Raw genomic sequence first — 22,788 nt, 5'->3', positions numbered from 1 at the left:
AGCCCGGTGGTGGCGCTTCTAAACGTCAGCGCCGTCGGTGCAGCTCAGCCCGGTGGTGGCGGTCCTGGACGTCAGCGCCGTCGGTGCAGCTCAGCCCGGTGGTGGCGGTCCTGGACGTCAGCGCCGTCGGTGCAGCTCAGCCCGGTGGTGGCGGTCCCGGGCGTCGGCGCCGTCGGTGCGGGTTAGCCGGCGGTGGCGACCGGGGCGGCGGCGCGGGCGTCGAGAGCCTGCTGATAGAGCCGGCCGGCCCGGTACGACGAACGCACCAGCGGCCCGCTCATCACCCCGGCGAAGCCGATCTCCTCGGCCTCCTCGCGCAGCTCCACGAACTCCTCCGGCTTGACCCAGCGGGTCACCGGGTGGTGTCGGGGGGTGGGGCGCAGGTACTGCGTGATGGTGATCAGCTCGCAGCCGGCGTCGTGCAGGTCGCGCAGTGCCTGCGAGACCTCGGCCCGCTCCTCGCCCATGCCTAGGATGAGGTTGCTCTTGGTGACCAGGCCGTCGGCGCGGGCCTGCCGGATCACGTCCAGGGAGCGGTCGTAGCGGAACGCCGGCCGGATGCGCTTGAAAATGCGCGGCACGGTCTCCACGTTGTGGGCCAGCACCTCGGGGCGGGAGCCGAAGACCTCGGCCAGCTGCTCGGGGACGGCGTTGAAGTCCGGGATCAGCAGCTCGACGCCGCAGCCGGGCTGCAGGGCGTGGATCTGTCGGACGGTCTCGGCGTACAGCCAGGCGCCGCCGTCGGGCAGGTCGTCACGGGCGACGCCGGTGATGGTGGCGTAGCGCAGCCCCATCGAGACCACCGACTCGGCGACGCGGCGCGGTTCGTCGGCGTCGAACTCGGCCGGCTTGCCGGTGTCGATCTGGCAGAAGTCGCAGCGCCGGGTGCACTGGTCGCCACCGATGAGGAAGGTGGCCTCCCGGTCTTCCCAACACTCGTAGATGTTGGGGCAGCCGGCCTCCTGGCAGACGGTGTGCAGCCCCTCACGCGAGACGAGCCCGCGCAGCTGGGTGTACTCCGGCCCCATCTTGGCCTTGACCTTGATCCACGGCGGTTTGCGCTCAATCGGCGTCTCGGCGTTGCGCGCCTCGATCCGCAGCAGACGCCGCCCCTCGGGGGCGGCCGTTGCGGTGCGCGCTGCCTGGCCGGTCGTCGGCGCGGAGTGCTCGATCGTCACGAAAACGAGCCTACGCCCGACGGCAGGCGTCTATGTACGTCGGGCGACCGGCGTCACGCCCCAGACGTTGTGACGCCGGACACCGGGCTGTCGAAAATACCCGTCACATGTCGGCCGGCGCGGTGCTACGGTCACCGCCAACAGCGACGACGGAGCCGAGTAGCGCCCCGACCCGCCAGTGCAGAGAGCCGCCGGTGCTGAGAGGCGGTCTGGCGCCGGTGCGCGAAGACCCTCCCGAGCTGCGGGAAGAACGGTTGCGGGTCATCCCGTGCCCAGTAGAGCCCGCCCGGCTGGCCCCGGTCATCAGGCGACGAACGAGGCCCCCGCTTCGGCGGGGGTGAAGGTGTGGTGGCACCGCGAGGTTCCCGCTCGCCCACACCTCCCTGGGGCTGATGCGACGCTTCGCCATCCCAGGGCGGCGAAGGCGTGGCGATCAACCGAGGAGCAGCCCGCCATGCAACGAACCCTGTCCCACCAACTGCCCGCCCGCATCGGCGCGACCGTGCGGATCGCCGGCTGGGTGCACCGCCGACGACTGCTCAAGTCGGTGGCCTTCCTGATCGTGCGGGACGCCGCCGGCCTGGCCCAGGTGGTCGTCACCGACCCGGCCGTCCGCGCCGAGCTGGAGAAACTCACCGAGGAGACGGTCGTCGAGGTAACCGCGACGATCACCGCGAACGCAACCGCGCCCGCCGGGGTCGAGCTGACCGACCCGACGGTACGTCCACTCGGGCCGCCCGCCGTGCCGCCACCGTTCGACCTGTACCGGCCCGCGCTCACCGCGAGCCTGCCCACCCAACTCGACAACGCGCCGACCGCGCTGCGGCACCCCACCCGGTCGGCCGCGCTGCGGATCTCGGCGGCGGCGGTGGCCGGGTTCCGAGCCACCCTCGACGCCCACGACTTCGTGGAGATCCACACCCCGAAGGTGGTCAGTTCCTCCACCGAGAGCGGGGCGAACGTGTTCGCACTGGACTGGTTCGATCGGCCCGCGTACCTGGCCCAGTCGCCGCAGTTCTACAAGCAGTTGATGGTCGGCGTCTTCGAACGGGTCTACGAGGTGGGGCCGGTCTTCCGGGCCGAGCCACACGACACCGTCCGGCACCTCGCGCAGTACACGTCGCTCGACGCCGAACTGGGCTTCGTCGCCGACCACCGGGACGTGATGCGTGTGCTGCGTGACACCCTGGCCGGGATGCTGGGCACGGTGGGCGAGCGGGCCGGCACCGCCCTGGCGACGCTCGGCGTCGAACCACCGGAGGTGCCGACGGAGATCCCGGCGGTGCACTTCGCCGAGGCGCTGACGATCGCCGGAGCGCCCGCCGATGAGCCGGACCTGGCACCCGCCCACGAACGGGCGTTGGGCGAGTGGGCTCGCCGCGAACACGGGTCGGACTTCCTCTTCGTCACCGGCTACCCGATGGCGAAGCGGCCGTTCTACACCCACCCGGACCCGGCCAGGCCGGCGTACTCCAACGGCTTTGACCTGTTGTTCCGGGGTCTGGAGCTGGTCACCGGCGGGCAACGGCTGCACCGGCACGCCGACTACCTGGCGGCGCTGGCGGCGCGGGGCGAGCCGGTCGAGCCGTACGCCGGCTACCTGGACGCGTTCCGGCACGGCATGCCGCCACACGGAGGCTTCGCCATCGGCCTGGAACGCTTCGTAGCCCGCCTGCTAGGCGCAACCAACATCCGCGAGGTCACCGCCTTCCCCCGCGACCTGCACCGTCTCACCCCGTGAGGAACGCGCGGGCCGGTGGCGCGGAATGCGTCGCCGGCCCGCGCGCTGGGCCCCAGCCGCGCCCCCCGCGCCTGGCAACGCGTCGATCTAGGGAAAATGGCAGCGTCTAGAGATCAATCAACGACGATAGTCCCTAGATCGACGCGGTTGGCGGTGCTCAGAGCGCGACGAGGGTGGACAGGCGGCGCTCGACTACCGGGAGCACGTCGGCGACGGTGACTGGGCGGCTTAGCTCGGCCGTTAGCGAGGTGACGCCAGCGTCGCGGATGCCGCACGGCACGATCCGGTCGAAGGACGTCAGGTCGCAGTCGCAGTTGATCGAGAAGCCGTGCAGGGTGACGCCCCGGGCCACCCGGATGCCGATGGCGGCCACCTTGCGGGCTGGCCCTCGGTCGTCCTCGGGCACCCAGACCCCGCTGCGCCCCTCGACCCGGCCGGCGGCCAGCCCGAACTCGGCGCACACGTCGATCAGCAGCTCCTCCGTCCGGCGGACGTAGGCGACCACGTCCACCGGGTCGGGCAGCCGCAGGATCGGGTAACCGACGAGCTGCCCCGGCCCATGCCAGGTGATCTTGCCGCCGCGGTCCACGTCGACGACCGGGGTGCCGTCCGCCGGCCGGTCCCACGGCTCGGTGCGCTTGCCCGCGGTGTAGACGCTCGGGTGCTCCAGCAGCAGCACGGTGTCGCCGCGTTCGCCAGCCACCACCGACTCGTGCAGGCGTCGCTGCTCGTCCCAGGCGGCCTGGTAGTCGAGCAGCCCGGCACGGACGGCCGTCAGGCCGGGGGTCGTCGTCGTCACGGCGTCCAGCCTAGTCCCGCTACCGGCGGCGATCCCTGGTGAGCCGCCTCACCGGGGCCTGGTCGCGCCTGGTGGGGGCCGGCTTCAGGCGCTCGGCGCCGGGTCGGTGTCGGTGTCCAGGGTCGTTGCGGAACCCTGACGACGACGCAGGCGGCGAACGAGGAGAGCGACGGCGAGCAGCGTCGGCACGGCCAGTGTCAGGTAGAACCAGAGCGGGGCGGCGAACGGCGACGGTCGGCGCTCCGGACCACCGAACGCGGCCCGGGCCAGCAGGTCACCCGGCACCGTCAGGTCGGTCGACCCGGCCGGCGCGGTCACCAGCACCTCGCGCCCGCCACCGGGCGGCAGCGCGGCGAGGATGGTCCGCCGGTCCTCGCCCTGCTCCGTCCCGCTCACCTGCTGCACCACCGGGTCGTCGCCGCGCCAGCCGACGATCCGGCTTGTCGAGGCGCTGACCGGCAGCGGTTGACCGACGGCTTGGCCGGTGGTGGCGTCCAGGAACTCGATCCGCATGCTGCGTGCAGCCGCCTGCTCGCCCGTGCACCTCGGCCCGGCGCAGCCATCGAAGGCGAGCAGCGCGATCCGTCGACCATCCGGGTGCCAGGCGGCCGGGCCGGCCAGCATTCGTCGGTCGCCCAGGTCGACCTGCCAGCGAGGGTCGCCGCCATCCGGGTCGACGACCACCAGCCGCTGTCGCTCGGCGACTGACGCGGGCACGTCGGGCGGACCGGCCACCGCCAGCACGTCACCGTCGGGTGACCAGGCCGCAGCGGCGTGCGCGGCGAAGGTGCCGGCCGCGACCACTTGCTCGGTGCCCCGGTACGGGTCGACGACGAACAGGTCGTCGGGCTTCTCCGGGTCGTTGAGCGGCTGGTTGTCCGGCCCGTAGCTGATCACCGAATCGTCGTTGCTGCGGGTGCTCAGGACCCGCTGCCCGTCTGGCGACCAGGCCAGCGGCCGCATCCCGGTGTGGATCGTGCGGCGCTGCTGGCCGGTGGTGAGGTCCAGCAGCTCACCGGACGGCCGCAGGTAGTGGCGCCCGTCGGAGGAGAGCAGCCCAGGGTCCTCGGCGACGTGCAGCGGGATCAGCCGGTAACCGCCGTCCCGGCCGACCAGCACACCGGTCGACTCCAGGTAGCGGGTGTGGTTGGTGAAGAAGACCAACGCGGCCGGGCCGGTCGGGCGCTGCCCGACGGTGGCCTGCCACAGCCACGGGTCGTGCAACCGGGACGGCACCGCGCCGGCCGTGTCGCCGCCAGCGGTGCTGTCGGCGGTCGTGCTGACGGCGGCCGTGGCGGCTGGCGCGCTGAGCGCCACGAGCGCCAGCGCGACGCCGACCGCAGCGCCGCGCCGCAGTTGCCGGCCGGTCTCTCGCATCACCCCATTAGACGCGATGAGGGCCGGCCGCGATGCCCCGGTCGACCGCGCCGCTGCCTATTGATCAGCCGGTGGGATGCGCCAGAGCCAGACGTCGTCGACCCGCTGCGGCTCGCCGAACAGGGCGGTGGCGGTGCGCCGGACCGCCTCTTCGTCGATGTCGAACTTTGCGCCGTGCACCTGGTCGGCGAGCACCACCGTCTCGATCTGCCAGTGCCGCAGATCGGAGCGGACCTCCCGGATGGTCCCCTCGGTGACGATCGGCACCATCCCGGTACGGCCGGCCTGGTCCATCAGCGCGCTCAGGGTGCGCGGCACCGGGCCGATCCGGCCGCGTCCGTCCGGCCCGCCGGGACCGAGGAAGAAGCCGCCGGGAATCCTGAACTCGCCCTGCCGGTGCGACAACGCGTACGCCTGCCAGCGCTGGCCGTCCGGGTAGACGTCCACGGGCAGCGGCACCGGGGTGAGCACCCCGTCCGGTGAGACGTAGTCCCGCCACGTGCCGGAGGTGATGAACCGCGGGATGGGCTCCCGCTCGTGGGTGAGCAGCGGGGTGGGCAGCAGCGGCACCAGGGCCACCGCGAAGCCGAGCAGCCAGGCCACCTCCGTGGAGCGGTGCCGGGGCGGTGCGGCGCGCAACTGGTCGACGGCGTACGCCAGCAACAGCCCGATCACCGGCGCGACCACCAGCGCCAGCCGGGCCGGCAGCGCCGCGTTCACCACTGGTAGCTGTCCGAGCAGGTCGAACGGCATGGGCAGATCGCTGCGTCGTCCGTCGACCTTGGCGACCGGGCCGAAGGAGAGCACCGTGAAGATCAGCGCGAGGAAGCCCAGCGCCCAGAGGGTCGCCCGGCGGCCCGCGTCGGCCCGCCGCCAGAGCGCGACGAAGCAGACCACGGTGAGCACCAGCAGCGGGATGCCGAAGAACGAGTTCTCCTCGGTCGGGTTCGGCGCCAGCGAGGTGCCCAGCCCTGCCTCGCCGGCCAGCGAGCGGCGCGGGAAGGCGGCGAACGCGGCGATGTCCTCAGAATGGGTCACCGGGTCGAAGCCGGTGCCGTGGAACCGCTGCGGCCCGGCGAAGTGCAGCCACAGCGGGTACGACAGCAGCGCACCGGCCACCACGGCGGTCACCCCGAGCCCGCGCAGGAAGGTGGGCAGCGCGGCGCGGGCCTCGGCCCGGTTGGCCGGGTGCAGCGCCCAGACGGCGAGGAACACCCCGAGCGCCACGGCGGTGAAGAAGAGCCCTTCGGCGGCGATCGAGAAGGCCACCGCGACCAGCACGCCGAGGATCACCCCGTCGCGGAGCCAGCGCCCTCCTCGGCGCAGCGCGAACAGCCGCCAGATCAGCAGCGGCACCAGCCAGCCGGCGGTCCAGTTCAGGTGGGCGTTGGCGTGCGAGACCATGCCGGGGGAGTAGGCGATGAACAGGGCGCCGACCCCGGCGGCAAGCCGGCTGCGGACCAGGTGCCGGGAGAGCAGCCAGTACCAGGCCAGCGCGGTGGCGAGCAGGTTCAGGGTGAGGATCACCAGGAACGTCGCCGGTGGCCCGATCAGGTACGTGAGCGGGGCGAAGACCACCGCGTACACCGTGATCGAGGTGTTGACCGCGAGGTTGACCCCGTCCGGGACGTTGATCAGGTACGTGAAGAACGGGTTCTCCCCGTGGGTGACCGCGTGCCCGCCGAAGGCCAGCAGCCACTCGAAGAGCGCCTGGTCGCTGGAGTTGACGGTGATGGTGCGAACGTTCGGGTCCCGCCACAGCCCGCTGGTCACCCAGACGGCGAGCGCGAGCGCCACCAGCACGACGATCAGGTCGGCTCGGCGGCCCCGGTTGGCGCGCGGCGGGGACGCGGGTGCGGGCCCGGTGGCCAGCGACGGGGAGGACGGCACGCAGCGGACGTTACCAACCGGACCTGGACGGGCCGGTCAGACCTGCAAGGAGGGGACCCCTGTTATCGCCTGAGGTAGGGGAGTGGTCCCAGCCGCGGAGAGTCGATGGTTCGGCGTACACAGCGGTCGATGTGAATGTGTGAGTGTGCCCCATGTCATAGCGGCGACACATCGTCGTAACGTCTCGGCAATTCGACCGTGACCCAGTTCACAGTCTGCCCCCTCAGGAGGCCGCCGTGCGCCGCTCCTCGTCCACCCTCATCCGGCTTGTCGGCGCGGTCGCCGGGCTCGCCCTCGCCGTAACCGGCGCGGTCGCCATCGCCGCCCCCGCCCAGGCCGCCACCCTCACCCAGGTCACCGGGTTCGGCTCCAACCCGGGCAACCTCGCCATGTACGCCTACCGGCCGGACAACCTGCCGGCGAACTCCCCGGCCGTCGTCCTGCTGCACGGGTGCACCCAGAACGCCTCCGGCTACTTCGCCAACTCCGGCTGGCAGAAGTACGCCGACCTGTGGAAGTTCGCCCTGGTCGTTGCCCAGCAGCCCGCCGGCAACAACGCCAACTCCTGCTTCAACTTCTTCGAGGCCGGTGACACCGCCCGGGGTCAGGGCGAGGCGCTGTCGATCAAGCAGATGGTCGACCACGCCAAGGCGAACTTCGGGGTGGACGGATCCCGGGTCTTCGTCAGCGGTCTCTCCGCGGGCGGGGCGATGAGCGCGGTCATGCTGGCCACCTACCCGGACGTCTTTGCCGCTGGATCGATCATCGCGGGGATCCCGTACCGCTGTGCCACCAGCATGGTCAACGCGTTCAGCTGCATGAATCCGGGCTCGGACAAGACCCCGGCAGCCTGGGGCGACCTGGTCCGTGGCGCGTACTCCGGCTACACCGGCCCGCGGCCCCGGGTGGCCATCTGGCACGGCACCTCGGACACCACGGTCACCCCGCTCAACGGCACCGAGTCCCGCGACCAGTGGACCAACGTGCGGGGGGTGTCGCAGACCCCGAGCAGCACCTCGTCACTGCCCGGCAACACGAGCCTCGAGGTGTACGGCAACGACGATGTGCGGCTCTACCGGGTCTCCGGGATGGGCCACGGCACGCCGGTCGACCCGGGTTCCGGAGCCGAGCAGTGCGGCAACGCCGCCGCGTACTTCCTGGACACCATCTGCTCGACGTACCGTGACGCGCTCTTCTTCGGCCTGAACGGCGGCGGCACCAACCCGACCCCGACCCCGACCGCCACGCCGACCCCGACCGCCACGCCGACCCCGACCCCCACGGCCACCCCGACCCCGACGCCGACCACGCCACCGACCTGCGTGACCGCCAGCAACTACGCGCACGTCACCGCCGGGCGGGCGTACCAGTCGGGTGGCTACGCCTACGCGAACGGCTCCAACCAGCGGATGGGCCTCTACAACACCTTCTACACCACGGGCCTAAAGCAAACCGCCCCGAACTACTGGGTAATCGGCTGCTAACCCCCCACCCAACCCCTGTTGATCATGAAGTTATTGCCACTCGCCTCGGCGTGTCGTGGCAATAACTTCATGATCAACGCGGGTTCAGGGGTGGAGGGGTTCAGGGGTGGAGGGCCGCGTGCAGGGCCTCGGGGAGGGTTGGGTGGTGGTAGGGGTAGGTGGCGCGGGTTAGGACGCCGGGGAGGACTCGGGTGCTGGTGAGGGCCTCATGGGCGAAGCCGCCGAGGGCCACCTTGAGCGCCAGCGCGGGAATCGGGATGACCGCCGGCCGGTGCAGCTGCCGGGCCAACTCGCGGGTGAACTCCGCGTTGGTGACGGGGTTCGGCCCCACCACGTTGACCGGGCCAGCGATGTCGTCGTGGTCCAGCAGGAAGCAAATCGCGTCCAACCAGTCGACCATCGAGATCCACGGCAGCCACTGCCGGCCGCTGCCCAGTCGGCCGGCGATGCCCAGCTTGAACGGCAGCAACTGCGGTTTGAGCAGCCCACCGTCGCGGTGCAGCGGCAGGCCGGTGCGTAGGCGGATCACGCGTACCCCGGCGTCCTCGGCCGGTCGGGTCGCGGCCTCCCACACCCGACAGACATCGGCCAGGAAGCCCTCGCCGGCCGGCGCGTCCTCCTCGACCACCCGGTCTCCGGTGTTGCCGTACCAACCCACGGCCGACGAGTTGAGCAGCGCCCGGGGTCGGTCGGCGGCGGGAAGCCCCGCGAGGGTGGTCGCCAGTGTGGTGGTGCTGTCCACCCGGCTGGTGCGGATCAACCGCCGGTAGTCGTCGTTCCAGCGCTTGTCGCCGACGCCCGCGCCGGCCAGGTTGACCACCGCGTCGGCCTCGGCGACCGCGGCCGGGTCGAGCTGCCCGGCGGCCGGGTTCCACTGCCGCTCCTGTGGGCCGCGCGGCGGCCGACGGACCAGCCGGGCGACCTGGTGCCCGTCCGCCGCGAGCCGGTCGGCCAGCCGGGTGCCGAGGAAGCCGGACGCGCCGGCCAGAAGGATCCGCATGACCTTATCTTCGTGTAAAACGCCGCCTCCGCCCCACTCCTCGCCGATCTTGCACTTCGTGTCGCCGTTCTGCCCAGCCAGGTCCGTTCTGTCGGGACAGCAAGTGCAAGATTGGCGGGGTGGGGGGTGGGCGGGGTGGGGGGTGGGGGCGGGACCGCCCGTCAGTCGGCGACGTGCGGCGGTGCGGTCAGGCCGAGGAGTTCCTCGGCCGTCCCGGGTTGGCCGGTGAGCGCGTTCAGCGCGGTGACCAGCCGCTTCTCCTCGTATCGGAAGTGCGACTCCAGGAGCGCCGCCAACCCGTCCAACTCGGCGCGCACCTGGGCGAGTGGCACCGCCGTGTCGCCGGCCAGCAGCGCCTCGACCCGCTCCAGGACCCCCGCCACCACCTCGTGATCGGTGATCAGGTTCTCGATGACCGGGCGCAGTTCGGGGACCTGCTCGGCCAGTAAGCGGAACGCGCCCGCATCCTCACCGGTGTGGTGTCGGCCGAGTGCGGTGCAGAAGGTCAGGCAGTGCGCCCGCAGCTCGCGGGACGGGCGGGCACCGCCCGCGGTGTCGAGGCTTGCCCTGAGCCGGGCCAGTTCCGCGCTGAGCCAGAGGTGGATCTCGATCATCTGATTGCCGACGGCGGCGAGCCGGCCGGCCGGTGAACCGGTTGGGTGCACGTTCGTCCCATGCTGTCCCCGCGCCTCCATGCCCACGGCGGCCTTCGTGCCGGGTGCACCGCGACGCTGCGCCGGAGTCTATCCGTTGGGTTCACGGCGTGGTCGGCTCGTCGGGCTCCGGGACGTTGTGCCAGCGTGCACGCCAGGCGGCCTCGTGGGCCTCGTGAGTGGTCCGTTCCTCGAAGACGGCGGCCCGCAGCGCGTGCCGGGAACCCGACATCACCAGAACCTCGACGGCCACCAGCCCCACGCAGATGACGGTCGCGAGGGTGAGCGTACCCAGCGTCGGCAGGCGTTGACCGATCGGGAGGGCCACCGTGAGCACGACGATGACGCCGACGCGGGTCCAGCTGACGGTGTGCAGGGTCCGCAGCTGGAACAACATGTTGACGGCGAAGTAGCAGATCAACCCGCCGAAGAGCATCGGCACGGCCGGGCCCCCGACCCGTTCGGCGACCCCGCCGGCCGGGTCGGTGATCTTGCGCAGGATCTCCTCGTTACCGATGGAGAAGAGGATCACCCCGGCGATCATCGGCAGGTAGCAGTACGCGTACGCATCCCGAGCCATCGCCACCCGGGGCTTGCCCTCGGCCGCATGCAGGGCGATCCGGGCGGCCGGCCCGATGAAGTCGAAGTGCGCCCACCACAGGGCGGCGGTGACCACGATGCCGAGCGTGGCGGCCGCCACCGCCGGCCAGGTGACCGGCTTGCCGAGCAGGTTGCCGCCAACGCCCGTGGAGATCACGGACTCACCCAGCGCGATGATCAGAATGAGGTCGTAGCGCTCCGTCCAATGTTCCGCGCTGGTCACCCCCCAGCCCCAGGTGCCGATGATGAAGCCGGTGGCGTACTGCACCACCACCACGGTGATCCACAGCCCGTCGCGGACCATGGCGGCCTGGTCCGGGTCGGTGATCTGCGGCGGGATCAGCGCGGCGGCCAGCAGCAGCACGATGCTGACCACCAGCTCCGGGGCGAACCGCCGCAGCTGCCGCCGCTCCTGCGGGCTGTCCCGCACCACATGCTGATAGAGGATCATGTGAACGGCCCGGACCACGACGTAGCTGATGGCCACCAGCACCGGTCCGGCGACGCTCCCCTTCGGTTCGATGAACGCCTGCGGCAGCGCCAGCGCGAACGCGAACAGTGCGGCCATCGCGATCACCATGAGCACCGGGACGTAGCCCTCGCCGAGTCGGACCCGGGTGGCGACGAGGCTGTGCACCACCCAGATCCACCAGAGCACGGCGAGCACCAGGCCGGCGTGCAGCAACTGTCGGCCGGAGATGTTCGCGGCGGTCTCCCGGGTGATGATGAAGAACGAGAAGACGAAGACCAGGTCGAAGAAGACCTCGAACTTGTCCACCCGGGCGCCGGGAGCGATCGGGACGGCCGGTCCCAGTTGTCCACGCCGCCGGAAGCCGCCCACGGTCCCACTCTGGCAGCGCTCGGCCTGTTCGGAGGCTCGAACGGCGATGGCGGCGGCGTACGGGCAGTCCAAGACGGCCAACGCGCTGATGCCCGGCGCGATCCAGACCAACCTGCAGCGCTACGTCAGCTGCCAGGAGGCCGCCCCGCCCGGCCTGACGGGCGGGGCGGGCGTCGCGGAACACGCGCTGGGCCCGGAGCCGTCGAGCGACTCTGGCAGGTCTCGACCGCGCTGTTGAAGGACTGAGGATCGCAACCGAAAGGGCGCCCCGGTCGACGACCAGGGCGCCCTTCGGCGTTGCACAGGATCAGGCCAGGCCCAGCTCCGACTCGAAGTTGCCGGCCTCCAGCCGCTCCTTGACCGCGGCCAGGAAACGGGCGGCGTCGGCGCCGTCGATCAGCCGGTGGTCGTAGGACATGGCCAGGTAGACCATCGACCGGACCGCGACGACCTCGCCCAGCTCCGGGTCGTTTACCACGGCCGGACGCTTGACCACGGCACCCGTGCCGAGCATCGCCGACTGCGGCGACGGCACAATCGGGGTGTCGAAGAGCGCCCCCCGGCTGCCCGTGTTGGTCAGCGTGAAGGTGGCACCGGCGAGCTCGTCCGGGCTGACCTTGTTGGTCCGGGTCCGCTCGGCCAGGTCGGCAACCCGCTTGGCGATGCCGCCCAGGTTGAGGTCGCCGGCGTTGTGGATGACCGGCACCAGCAGGCCCCGCTCGGTGTCCACGGCGATGCCGAGGTGCTCCGCCTCCGGGTAGGTGATCGTCCCACCCGCCAGGTCCAGTCGGGCGTTGACGATCGGGTACGTCTGCAGCGCCTCGACGGCGGCGAGAGCGAAGAACGGCAGGAAGGACAGCTTCACGCCGTGCCGCTGCTGGAACGAGTCCTTGGCCTGCGTCCGCAGCTTGGCGATCCGGGTGACGTCCACCTCGACCACCGTGGTGAGCTGCGCCATCTCGTGCAGCGACTCGTGCATCCGGGTGGCGATGGCCTTACGGATCCGGGGGAGCTTTTCGGTGGTGCCCCGCTTGCCGCTCGGCTGCGGCTTGGCGGCCGGCTTGGCCGGGGCGGCCGACGGCGCGGCGGCCGGCTGCGGCGCGGCGGGAGCGGCCTTGGCCGCCTTCGCCTTCTCGGCCGCCTCCAGCACGTCCTGCTTGCGGATCCGGCCACCCACACCGGTGCCGTTGAGCGAGGACAGGTCGACGCCGTGCTCACTGGCCAGCTTGCGCACCAGCGGAGTGACGTAACCGGCGGCCTCCTCGCCGCCACCCTGGGCCGGGGCGGACGGGCGCGGCGGCGTCGAGGCCGCCGTGGCCGGCTGCGAGGCCTGCTCGGTCTTCACCGGCTGCGACGAGCTTTCGGTCTCCGCAGCCGGCTCGTTGTACGACATGCCCGGCGTCGGCTCCTCGACCTTCGGCTCCGGCTTCGGCTCGGCCTTGGGCGCCGGCTTGGCCTCCGTCCGGGGCTCGGGCTTCGGCTCGGGCTTCGGCTGCGCGGGGGCCGCGCCGGCAACGCCGATGATCGCCAGGTCGGCGCCGACCGCGGCGGTCTCGTCCTCGGCGACCTTGATCTCCAGCACAGTGCCGGCGACCGGCGACGGGATCTCGGTGTCGACCTTGTCGGTGGACACCTCCAGCAGCGGCTCGTCGACCTCGATGGTCTCGCCGACCTGCTTGAGCCAGCGGGTGACCGTACCCTCGGTGACGCTTTCACCCAGGGCCGGCATCTTCACCGGGGTGCCCTCGCCCGACGAGGCGGCGGCCGGAGCCGGGGCCTCGTCCTGGGCCACCTGGTCGGCGGTGCCCTCGGCGGCGGCGGTCGGCTCGGCGGCCGGCTCGACCGACTCGGCCGGGGGCTGCTCCTGCGGGGCGGCCTCGCCACCGCCGGTCGACTCGCCCTCACCGGCGATGACGGCCAGCTCGCTGCCGACCTCGGCAGTCTCGTCCTCACCGACGACGATCCGGCTCAGCACGCCCGCCGCGGGCGACGGGATCTCGGTGTCGACCTTGTCGGTCGAGACCTCGAGCAGCGGCTCGTCGACCTCGACCGTGTCGCCCTCCTGCTTGAGCCAGCGAGTGACGGTGCCCTCGGTGACGCTCTCGCCGAGCCGGGGCATGGTGACCGATACCGGCATTTTCTGAGACTCCTTCATTCCCCTGGTGGGATCTTCGCCCGTCGCCGGACGCCGCGGTTGGATGATCAGGCGTGCGCGTGCAGCGGCTTACCGGCGAGGGCCAGGTGCGCCTCGCCCAGGGCCTCGTTCTGGGTCGGGTGGGCGTGCACGAGCTGGGCGACCTCCGCCGGGTAGGCCTCCCAGTTGTAGATGAGCTGCGCCTCACCGATCAGCTCACCCACCCGGGCGCCGACCATGTGAACGCCGACCACCGGGCCGTCGTCCACCCGGACCAGCTTCACGAAGCCGGCGGTCTTGAGGATCTGGCTCTTGCCGTTGCCGCCCAGGTTGTAGTTGTAGGTCTTGACCTTGTCGGCGCCGTACTGCTCCTTGGCCTTCGCCTCGGTGAGACCCACCGACGCCAGCTCCGGGTCGCAGTAGGTGACCCGCGGGATGCCGGCCTCGTCGATCACGGCGGGGGTCTGGCCGGCGATCTCCTCGGCGACGAAGATGCCCTGCTGGAAGCCCCGGTGCGCGAGCTGGAGGCCGGGCACGATGTCGCCGACCGCGTAGACGTTCGGCACGCTGGTGCGCAGCCGCTCGTCGGTCAGCACGTAGCCGCGGTCCATCTTGACGCCCTGCTCCTCGTACCCGAGGTTGGCGGTGTTCGGGCCGCGACCCACGGCGACCAGCAGCAGCTCCGCCTCGACGGTCTCGCCACCCTGGATCGTCAGCTTGACGCCGCTCTCGGTCTTCTCGACCTTCTCGAACGGCTTGCCGACCTTGAAGTTGATCTTCCGCTTGCGGAACGCCCGCTCCAGCGCCTTCGACGACTCCTCGTCCTCGGCGGCGACCAGCCGAGGCAGCGCCTCGACGATCGTCACGTCCACACCGAAGGACTTCCACACACTGGCGAACTCGACGCCGATCACGCCGCCACCCAGCACGATCACCGACGACGGCACCCGGTCCATCGTGAGCGCGTGGTCGCTGGTGATGATCCGCTCGCCGTCGACCTCCAGGCCGGGCAGGCTCTTCGCGTACGAGCCGGAGGCCAGGACCACGTTGCGGCCGGTGTAGCGCTTGCCGTCGACCTCGACGACGTTCTTGCCGACCAGCTTGCCGTGGCCCTCGACGATGGTGATCGCCTTGTTGCCCTTCAGCATGCCCTGCAGGCCCTTGTAGAGCCGGGCGACCACGCCGTCCTTGTACGAGTTGACCCCGGCCATGTCGATGCCGATCAGTTCGGCCTTCACACCGAACTGCTCCGACTCGCGGGCCTGGTCGGCGATCTCGGCCGCGTGCAGCAGAGCCTTCGTCGGGATGCAGCCGTTGTGCAGGCAGGTCCCGCCGAGCCTGCCCTTCTCGATCAGCGCGACGGAGAGGTCCAACTGGGCGGCGCGCAGGGCCGTCGCGTAGCCGCCGCTGCCACCTCCGAGAATGACGATGTCGAAGGTCGCTTCGTTCGGCTCGCTCACGTTCAACTCCCAGGTCGCGTCGCTGCTTCGGGGGTCACGGAGGTGTAACACGGACACACCCCACCTCGGTCATCTTGTCACCACTGGGCACAGGGTGCGTACTGAGGTGCCCAACGACACGTCATCGAGACGTACCCTTGGCATCCTTGTCGATGACGCAACGTGGGGGAGAGGTCTGTGGGGTTGTTCCGGCGCCGCAAACAGGCGGCTGTGCCGAGCCATGGCCGTGCGGCCGATCGGGGTGACCTCGACCATCTGGAGAACTTCATCCGGAGCCGGCGTGGCGTCGAGGCGTTCATCGAGCCGCGCACGACGGTGACGGAGACGACGGTGATCCTGATCGCCGACGACGGGGAGTGGACCCGTCGCCGCATCGACGGCCCGGACGGCGCCCGACGATTCGCGTACCGGATGGGTATTCCGGTGTACGACGTCCGGCTGATGGGCTACCCGCAGCGGATGCGCGACTTCAACGAGCGCCGCAAGCGTCGCCCCGAGCGGTACTGAGATGCCAGGAGGGGCCCCGGCGTCAACGCCGGGGCCCCTCCGCACGTCCGTCAGCCGTTGGCGGCGACGTCCTCGACCAGCTGCACCAGGGTGCGGACCGGGACACCGGTGCCGCCCTTGGTCCAGTAGCCGGCCGGCTCACCGGAGTGGTAGCCCGGCCCCGCGATGTCGATGTGCGCCCAGGCGACGTCGTCGGTCACGAACTCGCGCAGGAACACCCCGCCCTGCAGCATGTGCCCGGCCCGGTCCATCCCGGCGTTGACCTGCGAGATGTCCGCCACGTCGGAGTCCATGCCCTTGCGCACGTCGTCCGGCAGCGGCATCGGCCAGGCCGGCTCGCCGACGGCGTCGCCGACCGTCCGGACCCGCTCGCACAGCTCCGGAGTGCCCATCACGCCGGCGATCCGCTTGCCGAGCGCGATCACCTGACCGCCGGTCAGCGTGGAGGTCTCGAACAGGTAGTCCGTGCCGTCCTCGCAGGCGCGGGCGATGGCGTCGCCCAGGATCATCCGGCCCTCGGCGTCGGTGTTGAGCACCTCGACCCGCTTGCCGTTGTACATGGTGATCACGTCACCCGGCCGGTAGCTGGTGCCCGACGGCATGTTCTCCGCCATCGGCAGGTAGGCGCTGACCGCCACCGCCGGCTTCAGCGCGGCGATCGCCAGCATGGCGGCGCCCACGGCAGCGGCGCCCGCCATGTCGGACTTCATCTCCCACATGCCCTGCGCAGGCTTGATCGAGATGCCGCCGGTGTCGAAGGTGATTCCCTTGCCGACCAGCGCGACCCGCTTGCCGTTGCCGCCACCCTGCGGGGTGTAGGTGAGCTTCACCAGCCGCGGCGGGGCCTCCGAGCCCTGCCCGACCGCGACGATGCCGCCGTACCCACCGGCGGCCAGTGCCGCCTCGTCCAGCACCTCGACGTCGAGGCCCGCGTCACGGGCAGCGCCGGCGACCGCGTCGGCGAACGACGGCGGACGCAGCTCGTTCGGCGCGGTGTTCACCCAGTCCCGGCTGAGCCGGACCGCGCCCGCCACGGCCTGCGCCCGGGTGACCTCCGACTGGGCGCCCGCGTCGGCGGCGTCCGGCACCGCGATGAGCACCTCGGCCACCGGCTCCCGCCGGGTCGGCTGGGGGCGGGTCTTGTAGCCGGCGAACCGGTACCCGCCGAGAAGCGCACCCTCGGCGACCGCGCGCAGCGCGGCCGAGGCGTCCGCGTCGTCCGGCAGTGGCATGGCCAGCGCGACCTTCGGCGCGCCCGCCAGAGCCCGGATCGCCGCACCGGCGGCCCGGCGCAGCGTCTCCGGGGCCGGGGCGGCGCCCGACGGCTCCGGGCCGAGCCCGACAGCGGCGACCAGCGGAGCGGTCACGGTGCCCAGCGTGGCCAGCTTGATGACCTCACCCGGCCCACCGGTCGCGCCGAGCAGCGCCAGGGTCTCGGTCAGCTTGCCGTCGAACGCCACGGCGATGCTCTCCGCGCCGCTGGCGAGCAGTAAGGTGCCGGCGAGGCCGCTGGTGGCGCGCTGCTCTCCGGTCTGACTGTGCACGCCGATCACGATCGCGTCGACAGCGAGCTCGGCCGGGTCGGTGTCAACCAGGCTCAGGTTGGTGGTGCGGGGTGATGTCACTGAAGCTACTCCGGGCGGGCCGGGCCGGTCGCGGCGTCGCGTACCAGCGGTGAAGGTCTCCGGCGGAACCTACCCGCCGGACGTCATGGCTGTCCCGCCGATGGCGCCAGCGGGCTCCCGCCGATGCTAACCAGCGAGGCTGCCCCCGGTAAGTTGCCACCCATGACCGACGTGACCTCCGACGCTGCCGCGACCCGGCTGCGCCGTTCCCCGCTGCACGAGCGGCACATCGCCGCCGGCGCCAAGTTCGCCCCCTTCGGGGGCTGGGAGATGCCGCTGGAGTACGCCGGCAGCGGTGTGCTCAAGGAGCACACCGCGGTGCGTACCGGGGTCGGGGTCTTCGACGTGTCGCACCTGGGCAAGGCCCGGGTGAGCGGCCCCGGCGCGGCCGACTTCGTCAACGCCTGCCTCAGCAACGACCTTGGCCGGATCGGCCCGGGCCGGGCGCAGTACACGCTCTGCTGCGACGACGTCACCGGCGGTGTGGTGGACGACATCATCGCCTACCTGTACGCCGACGACCACGTGTTCCTCATCCCGAACGCGGCGAACACCGCCGAGGTGGTGCGCCGGTTGCGCGCCGCCGCGCCCGTGCAGGTCACCGTCACCGACGAGCACGAGGCGTACGCCGTGCTTGCCGTGCAGGGCCCGCGCTCGGCCGAGTTGCTGGCCGCCCTCGACCTGCCCACCGAGCACGGCTACATGAGCTTCTCCGCCGCGAACCTGGCCGAGGTGGAGCTGACCGTCTGCCGTACCGGCTACACGGGCGAGCTGGGCTACGAGCTGGTGGTGCCGGCGGAGCACGCGGTGACCGTCTGGGACGCGCTCTTCGCCGCCGGTGCGGCGTTCGAGCTGCGGGCCTGCGGGCTGGCCGCCCGGGACACGCTGCGCACCGAGATGGGTTACCCGCTGCACGGGCAGGACATCTCCCTGGACATCAGCCCGGTACAGGCCCGTTCCGGCTGGGCGGTCGGTTGGGACAAACCGGCCTTCTGGGGCCGCGACGCGCTGCTCGCCGAGAAGGCCGCTGGCGCCCGGCGTACGCTGCGCGGCCTGGTGGCCGTCGACCGGGCCATTCCGCGGCCCGGGATGACCCTGCACGTCGGCGACGCCCAGGTCGGCACGGTGACCAGCGGCACCTTCTCACCGACCCGCAAGCAGGGCGTGGCGCTGGCCCTGCTGGACACCGACGCGAGGCTGGCCGACGGCGACGTGGTCGAGGTCGACATCCGCGGCCGCCGAGCCCCCCTCCAGCTGACCAAACCCCCGTTCGTAAACCCCTCAGTGAAGTAAACCCACCCCCCACCCGGCCCCACCCCGCCCCGCCCCACCTTGTTGATCATGAAGTTATTGCCACCGTCTTCGGCGTGTCATGGCAATAACTTCATGATCAACAGGGCGGGCGCGGGGGTGGGGGTGGGCGCGGGGGTGGGGTGGGGGTTGGTGGGGTTTAGGGGGTTGGGGGTTCGCCGGAATCTAGGACGGCTTGGGTCCAGCCGCCCTCGATGACGCCGGTGGCGTCCAGGACCGCCCAGTCGACCACGTCGGACGGTCCCACCACGACTGGGGCGCCGATCCGGACCGTCGCATCGGTGGCGGCGTCGCTGGCGCTCACGCCGATGATCTGCTCCGGGGTCTCCCACGAGGTGACGCCTGCCCAGACGTACTCCGGGCCGTCGTCGCCGGGCAGGCCGTACTTGACCACCAGCTGCGACTCCGCCGGGAGGTGGCCGGCGACGAACCGGGCCCGCGCGGCATCCAGCGCCGCTCGGGCGGTGGCGACCGCCTGGCTCATCGCGTCGCCGGAGCGGGCGTAGCGCACGTCCGGCTGGATCCCGGAGAACAGGGTCGCGCAGGCGGCGGCGTAGTACCGCCCGTCGGGACCCGGGTGCCCGGCCGGCGGGCGCAGGCTGAGGAACGAGTCGGCCTCCGGGTCGGTCGCCGGGTCCAGTTCCAGGCGCAGCAGCACCGGGGCGGTGGCGCCGTGTTGTTCCGGGTTGCCGTACGCCACCGCGATGTCGTGCCCGGTAACGGTGGCCAGCACCGGCAGCTGCACGAACGCCGGCACCTCCTCGCCGGTGAGCCCGTCGGTCCAGTCCCGCAGCAGCCGCCGTGCCGCCCCGGTCATCACCGCACCCCAGGCGCGGGTGAGGTGGTCGGGCACCCCCTGGGTCTGCAACTCCAGCAGCCCGAAGCGGCGCAGCCCCTTGGTGGTGAACCACAGCCCCTCGGTGTCCGAGGAGTACGGCACCAGCACCCAGTCGACCAGCCGGATGCGGCCCTGCTCGTCGGGGAGTGAGCGCAGCGCGGTCGCCGGGTCGAGGAACTGCAGGCCGAAGACGTCCACCACGTCGCTGTCGACGGATTCCGCCACGGCAGCCGCGACCGCTCGGGCCGCCCACTCGTGCGCGGGCGGCCAGCCGGGCCGGTACTCGGCCTGCACGACCACCAGGTGGGTCGCCGCCGCCAGCCGGGCCAACTGCTCCTCGGTGGCGCCGAACGCGGTGAGCAGGTCCGGCGGCAGCTCGGGGAACTCGGTGATCGACCGGGTGTCGACGCTCATCAGCGGGCTGTCCAGCATCTGCCGGGCCAGCCCGTGCACCGGCTCCGCCAGCCGCCCGGTCAGGGCCGCCACCGCGGTCTTCGCGCTGACCTTCGGCAGCCCCGTCATCGGCACCAGGTAGGTCGCGCTGAGCGACTCCGGCACCGGTACGGGCAGGAAGTCGTCCGTGATGAGCATGCTGGGTTCCCCCGGTGGCCGTGCCGGTGCTGTCGAACCGAACGCTACCCGGCCCGCCGCGCCCGGTTCAGCCGGACAGCACCAGACCCAGGTAGACCAGCGTGGTGACCACCTCGACGATCGCGCCGAGGACGTCCCCGGTTATCCCGCCGAGCCGGCGTACCACGTGGGTCAGCAGCGGTAGCACGACGGCGAGCGCGGCGGCGACGGCCAGCGGCCCCTGCCACGGGCGGCCCGGCACCGCGGGCACCGCCAGCAGCGCGACGGCGACCGCGCCCGCGGCCAGTGCCACCGGGCCGACGGTGCCGGCCACCAGCGCGCCGAGGCCGTCCGGCCGGGCCGCCGGCACTCCCCGCCGGCAGGCCACCGTGACGCCGAACCGTCCGGCGGCGGTAGCCGCCACAACCGCCGCGAGACACGCCGGCCAGGACCGCCCCGCCAGGTCGGCGAGCGCCGCCGCCTGCACCAGGAGTACGACCACCAGGGCGACGACCCCGAACGGGCCGACGTCCGACTTCTTCATGATCTCCAGAGCGGCCGCGCCCTGCCGGTAAGAGCCGAGCGCGTCCACGGTGTCGGCCAGCCCGTCCAGGTGCAGCCCTCGGGTGAGCAGCGCGGCGGCGCCGACCGTCACGCCGGCCGCCACCAGTGGGGGAGCGAACGCGCCGGCCAGCAGCAGCACACCGGCCAGCAGGGCGCCGAGCAGGGCGCCGACCACCGGGGCAAGTGCCATTGCGGTGCCGGCAACCGGGCGATCGATCCGTCCGGCCCGTACCGGCAGCGTGGTGAAGGTGGTGACCGCCAGTCGGGTTCCCGCGAGGAACCGTGACTCAGCCGACACGCCAGCCCGACGCCGGCTGCTCGTCCCCGCCGGTGCTGGCCGGACCCGGCCCAGCCGGCTCGGGCTCGGCGAAGTCGGGCTCAGCGAAGTCGGGGTCGGCGAAATCCGGGTCGGCGAAATCCGGGTCGGCGTAACTCGGGTCGGTTGACTCCGGCTCGTCGGCGGCCGGGTCCGGCTCCTCGTCGCCGCCGAGCGACGGGTGGACCGGCAGCGCCGCGGCCAGCGCCAGCACCGAGCGCAGCAGCGGGAGCGCGACCAGCGCGTTCGCGCCCTCGCCGAGATCCAGCCGCAGGTCGAGCAGCGGGTTGAGACCGAGCACGTCGGCGGCGAGCCGCACCGCCGGGTGCCCGCCGTGGTCGGCGAGCAGGCACCAGTGCCGTGCCTGTCCGGCCAGGTCGCGGCTGACCATGCCGGCGGCCACCCCGACCGGCCCGTCGAGCAGCACCGGCACCCGGCGGGCGGTGGCGCCGAGCAGCACACCGGTGGCCACCGCCACGTCGCCGCCGCCCAACTCGGCCAGGATGTCCTTGGCGCCGCGCGCCGAGCGGCGGGTGCGGTGCAGGGCATCGCGTACCGCTGCGCAGCGGATCATCCACGCCGCGTCGTCGATCTCGCCGGCGTCGGAGATCACCCGGCCCAGCACGGCGGGCGGCTCGGCGCCCGCGGTCGCCGCGAGCACCGCCGCGGCCGCCGCCTCGGTGCCGGCTCCGCACGCACCCAGCACCAGCAGCTGTACGCCGGCGTCGGCGGCCTGCTCGGCCAGCCTCCAGCCGTAGCGCAGCGCGGACTCCACCTGCTCGAGCGAGAGCGCCGGCTGGTCCTCCATCGGAGCGGCGGCCGGCGTGTCCACCACCTGCAGGCTGGCGCCACTCTCAGCGGCCAGCCGCGCCAACACGCCCCGGCCGGCGCGGGCCTGCGCGGCCCGGCGTGCCGACTCACCGGCGACGGTGCCGGCCGACGCTCCGCCGGCGTGGTCGCCGTGCAGCAGCAGCACCCGCACCGAACCCCAGGCCTGGGGGGTCGAGGTGCCCTGGGTGGTGGCGGCGAAGCCGACCACCCGGTCCAGCACGCCCAGCCCGGCGCCCGGTATGTCGAGCGTGGCCAGTCGGTCCACCGCCTGCGGGCCCGCGTACTCGTCGGGCATCGGCAGCTCCATGCCCGGCTGGATGACCAGCCCGGTGGCCACCATCGGCAGTGCCATGGTCGGCGCGGCCCAGGGGTTGCCGGGCTCCTGGTTCGGGATGACCGGCGGCGTGTGGGTCAGCACGTCGGGCAGCTGCACCTCGGGGGTGGGCTCGACGTCGGCCAGGCTCGCGCCGACCGGCGCGGTAGCGGTAGCGGGGGCCGCCGGCTCGGTCGCGGCGGCGACCGGCTTCAGCCAGACCGGCTGACCGGCGACCACCAGCACCACCGCGTCGCAGGCGTCGGCGACCGCGCGGTTCGCCGCACCCAGCGCGTCGGTGAACGCCCGGCCCAGCGGGGTGGTCGGCACCAGCGACAGCCCCACCTCGGGGCTCACCAGCACCACCCGCGCCGAGCAGGTGCGAATTGCCTCGGCCAGCTCGGCGATCGTCGCCAGGTCGTCGGCGGGCTGGTGATCCGGGTCGAGCAGCACCGTCACCCAGCCGCCCAGGTCGTCCACGAGCAGCGTCTCGGTGGGCTCGGCGGACTCGAGGACGTCAGCCAGCCGGCGCGGGTCCGCGGCGGTCTCCTCGGTGGTCCAGCTGCCCGGCCGCCGGGCGCGGTGCGCCGCCAGCCGGGCCGCCCACTCGGTATCCTCCGGGTCGCCCTCCGGCGCGGTGGCGAGGTAGCGGACCACCGGCGCGTCGGTGACCAGGGACTCGGCGAACTCGGACTTGCCGGACCGGATACCGCCGAGCACCAGGACCGTGTTCCACCCGTCTACGGACATGCCCGT

The 22,788-nt window shown here is 72.3% G+C and carries 17 protein-coding genes; 4 read left to right on the top strand and 13 right to left on the bottom strand.

The genetic code is table 11. The features are described 5' to 3' along the window. Positions 1-182 precede the first annotated feature (182 nt). Complete coding sequence (gene lipA / locus OG811_RS02665) at positions 183-1,178, bottom strand: lipoyl synthase (RefSeq protein ID WP_406071863.1); 996 nt, start codon at positions 1,176-1,178, stop codon at positions 183-185. Positions 1,179-1,632: 454 nt separating this feature from the next. On the opposite strand from lipA, the gene aspS reads away from it, so the two are divergent. After that, positions 1,633-2,919 carry an aspartate--tRNA(Asn) ligase gene (gene aspS / locus OG811_RS02660; protein ID WP_406071861.1) on the top strand — a complete coding sequence of 429 codons (1,287 nt, stop codon included), beginning with the start codon at positions 1,633-1,635 and terminating at the stop codon, positions 2,917-2,919. 157 nt (positions 2,920-3,076) lie between these two features. Here the strand turns inward: aspS and lipB are convergent, their stop codons facing one another. The 3 genes from lipB to OG811_RS02645 all read right to left on the bottom strand — a co-directional run bounded on the left by lipB (position 3,077) and on the right by OG811_RS02645 (position 6,985). Then, positions 3,077-3,718: a lipoyl(octanoyl) transferase LipB gene (gene lipB / locus OG811_RS02655; protein WP_406071859.1), complete on the bottom strand. Its 642-nt coding sequence runs from the start codon at positions 3,716-3,718 to the stop codon at positions 3,077-3,079. A gap of 84 nt (positions 3,719-3,802) precedes the next feature. Beyond that, on the bottom strand, positions 3,803-5,095 hold the full coding sequence (locus tag OG811_RS02650; RefSeq protein WP_406071857.1) for a TolB family protein: 1,293 nt from the start codon (positions 5,093-5,095) through the stop codon (positions 3,803-3,805). A 57-nt stretch (positions 5,096-5,152) separates the two neighbouring features. After that, complete coding sequence (locus OG811_RS02645) at positions 5,153-6,985, bottom strand: DUF2079 domain-containing protein (RefSeq protein ID WP_406071856.1); 1,833 nt, start codon at positions 6,983-6,985, stop codon at positions 5,153-5,155. Between the two features lie 236 nt (positions 6,986-7,221). Here OG811_RS02645 and OG811_RS02640 point away from each other — a divergent pair, with 236 nt between their 5' ends. Then, the gene (locus OG811_RS02640; RefSeq protein ID WP_406071855.1) at positions 7,222-8,469 is read left to right on the top strand and encodes a PHB depolymerase family esterase; all 1,248 of its coding nucleotides are present in this window, start codon (positions 7,222-7,224) and stop codon (positions 8,467-8,469) included. Between the two features lie 100 nt (positions 8,470-8,569). On the opposite strand, the gene OG811_RS02635 is transcribed toward OG811_RS02640, so the two are convergent. The 5 genes from OG811_RS02635 to lpdA form a co-directional block, all read right to left on the bottom strand. Further along, complete coding sequence (locus OG811_RS02635) at positions 8,570-9,469, bottom strand: TIGR01777 family oxidoreductase (protein WP_406071854.1); 900 nt, start codon at positions 9,467-9,469, stop codon at positions 8,570-8,572. 161 nt (positions 9,470-9,630) lie between these two features. Further along, positions 9,631-10,134, bottom strand: coding sequence for a hemerythrin domain-containing protein (locus tag OG811_RS02630; RefSeq protein ID WP_406071853.1), 504 nt, complete (start codon positions 10,132-10,134; stop codon positions 9,631-9,633). Positions 10,135-10,225: 91 nt separating this feature from the next. Beyond that, positions 10,226-11,563, bottom strand: coding sequence for a low temperature requirement protein A (locus OG811_RS02625; RefSeq protein ID WP_406075465.1), 1,338 nt, complete (start codon positions 11,561-11,563; stop codon positions 10,226-10,228). 307 nt (positions 11,564-11,870) lie between these two features. Further along, positions 11,871-13,700 (bottom strand): 2-oxoglutarate dehydrogenase, E2 component, dihydrolipoamide succinyltransferase, encoded by a 1,830-nt coding sequence (sucB, locus tag OG811_RS02620; RefSeq protein WP_406071851.1) that lies wholly within the window; start codon positions 13,698-13,700, stop codon positions 11,871-11,873. 65 nt (positions 13,701-13,765) lie between these two features. After that, positions 13,766-15,157 carry a dihydrolipoyl dehydrogenase gene (gene lpdA, locus OG811_RS02615; RefSeq protein ID WP_406071850.1) on the bottom strand — a complete coding sequence of 464 codons (1,392 nt, stop codon included), beginning with the start codon at positions 15,155-15,157 and terminating at the stop codon, positions 13,766-13,768. 177 nt (positions 15,158-15,334) lie between these two features. On the opposite strand from lpdA, the gene OG811_RS02610 reads away from it, so the two are divergent. Next, complete coding sequence (locus tag OG811_RS02610) at positions 15,335-15,664, top strand: hypothetical protein (RefSeq protein ID WP_406071848.1); 330 nt, start codon at positions 15,335-15,337, stop codon at positions 15,662-15,664. 50 nt (positions 15,665-15,714) lie between these two features. Here the strand turns inward: OG811_RS02610 and OG811_RS02605 are convergent, their stop codons facing one another. Beyond that, a complete protein-coding gene (locus OG811_RS02605) occupies positions 15,715-17,289 on the bottom strand; it encodes a leucyl aminopeptidase (protein WP_406071846.1) in 1,575 nt (524 codons plus the stop codon). A 162-nt stretch (positions 17,290-17,451) separates the two neighbouring features. On the opposite strand from OG811_RS02605, the gene gcvT reads away from it, so the two are divergent. After that, positions 17,452-18,582 (top strand): glycine cleavage system aminomethyltransferase GcvT, encoded by a 1,131-nt coding sequence (gene gcvT / locus OG811_RS02600; protein WP_406071845.1) that lies wholly within the window; start codon positions 17,452-17,454, stop codon positions 18,580-18,582. A 157-nt stretch (positions 18,583-18,739) separates the two neighbouring features. Here the strand turns inward: gcvT and OG811_RS02595 are convergent, their stop codons facing one another. The 3 genes from OG811_RS02595 to OG811_RS02585 all read right to left on the bottom strand — a co-directional run bounded on the left by OG811_RS02595 (position 18,740) and on the right by OG811_RS02585 (position 22,782). Further along, the gene (locus OG811_RS02595; RefSeq protein WP_406071844.1) at positions 18,740-20,029 is read right to left on the bottom strand and encodes a DUF2314 domain-containing protein; all 1,290 of its coding nucleotides are present in this window, start codon (positions 20,027-20,029) and stop codon (positions 18,740-18,742) included. 67 nt (positions 20,030-20,096) lie between these two features. Continuing rightward, on the bottom strand, positions 20,097-20,870 hold the full coding sequence (locus OG811_RS02590) for an adenosylcobinamide-GDP ribazoletransferase (RefSeq protein WP_406071842.1): 774 nt from the start codon (positions 20,868-20,870) through the stop codon (positions 20,097-20,099). Then, positions 20,860-22,782 carry a bifunctional adenosylcobinamide kinase/adenosylcobinamide-phosphate guanylyltransferase gene (locus OG811_RS02585; protein ID WP_406071840.1) on the bottom strand — a complete coding sequence of 641 codons (1,923 nt, stop codon included), beginning with the start codon at positions 22,780-22,782 and terminating at the stop codon, positions 20,860-20,862. Before OG811_RS02585 ends, OG811_RS02590 begins: the two co-directional genes overlap by 11 nt. Positions 22,783-22,788 lie beyond the last annotated feature (6 nt).

It is taken from the genome of Micromonospora sp. NBC_01638, from assembly GCF_045209745.1.
Classification (GTDB): Bacteria; Actinomycetota; Actinomycetes; order Mycobacteriales; family Micromonosporaceae; genus Micromonospora.
Note: the sequence above shows the minus strand (reverse complement) of the source record. Positions and strands in the feature narration are given on the sequence as shown.

Excerpts from the sequence above, each read along its gene's own strand:
- aspS (WP_406071861.1), top strand. The coding sequence starts at position 1,633 with ATGCAACGAACCCTGTCCCACCAACTGCCCGCCCGCATCGGCGCGACC.
- OG811_RS02650 (WP_406071857.1), bottom strand. The coding sequence starts at position 5,095 with ATGCGAGAGACCGGCCGGCAACTGCGGCGCGGCGCTGCGGTCGGCGTC.
- OG811_RS02635 (WP_406071854.1), bottom strand. The coding sequence starts at position 9,469 with ATGCGGATCCTTCTGGCCGGCGCGTCCGGCTTCCTCGGCACCCGGCTG.
- sucB (WP_406071851.1), bottom strand. The coding sequence starts at position 13,700 with ATGCCGGTATCGGTCACCATGCCCCGGCTCGGCGAGAGCGTCACCGAG.
- gcvT (WP_406071845.1), top strand. The coding sequence starts at position 17,452 with ATGACCGACGTGACCTCCGACGCTGCCGCGACCCGGCTGCGCCGTTCC.
- OG811_RS02595 (WP_406071844.1), bottom strand. The coding sequence starts at position 20,029 with ATGCTCATCACGGACGACTTCCTGCCCGTACCGGTGCCGGAGTCGCTC.
- OG811_RS02585 (WP_406071840.1), bottom strand. The coding sequence starts at position 22,782 with ATGTCCGTAGACGGGTGGAACACGGTCCTGGTGCTCGGCGGTATCCGG.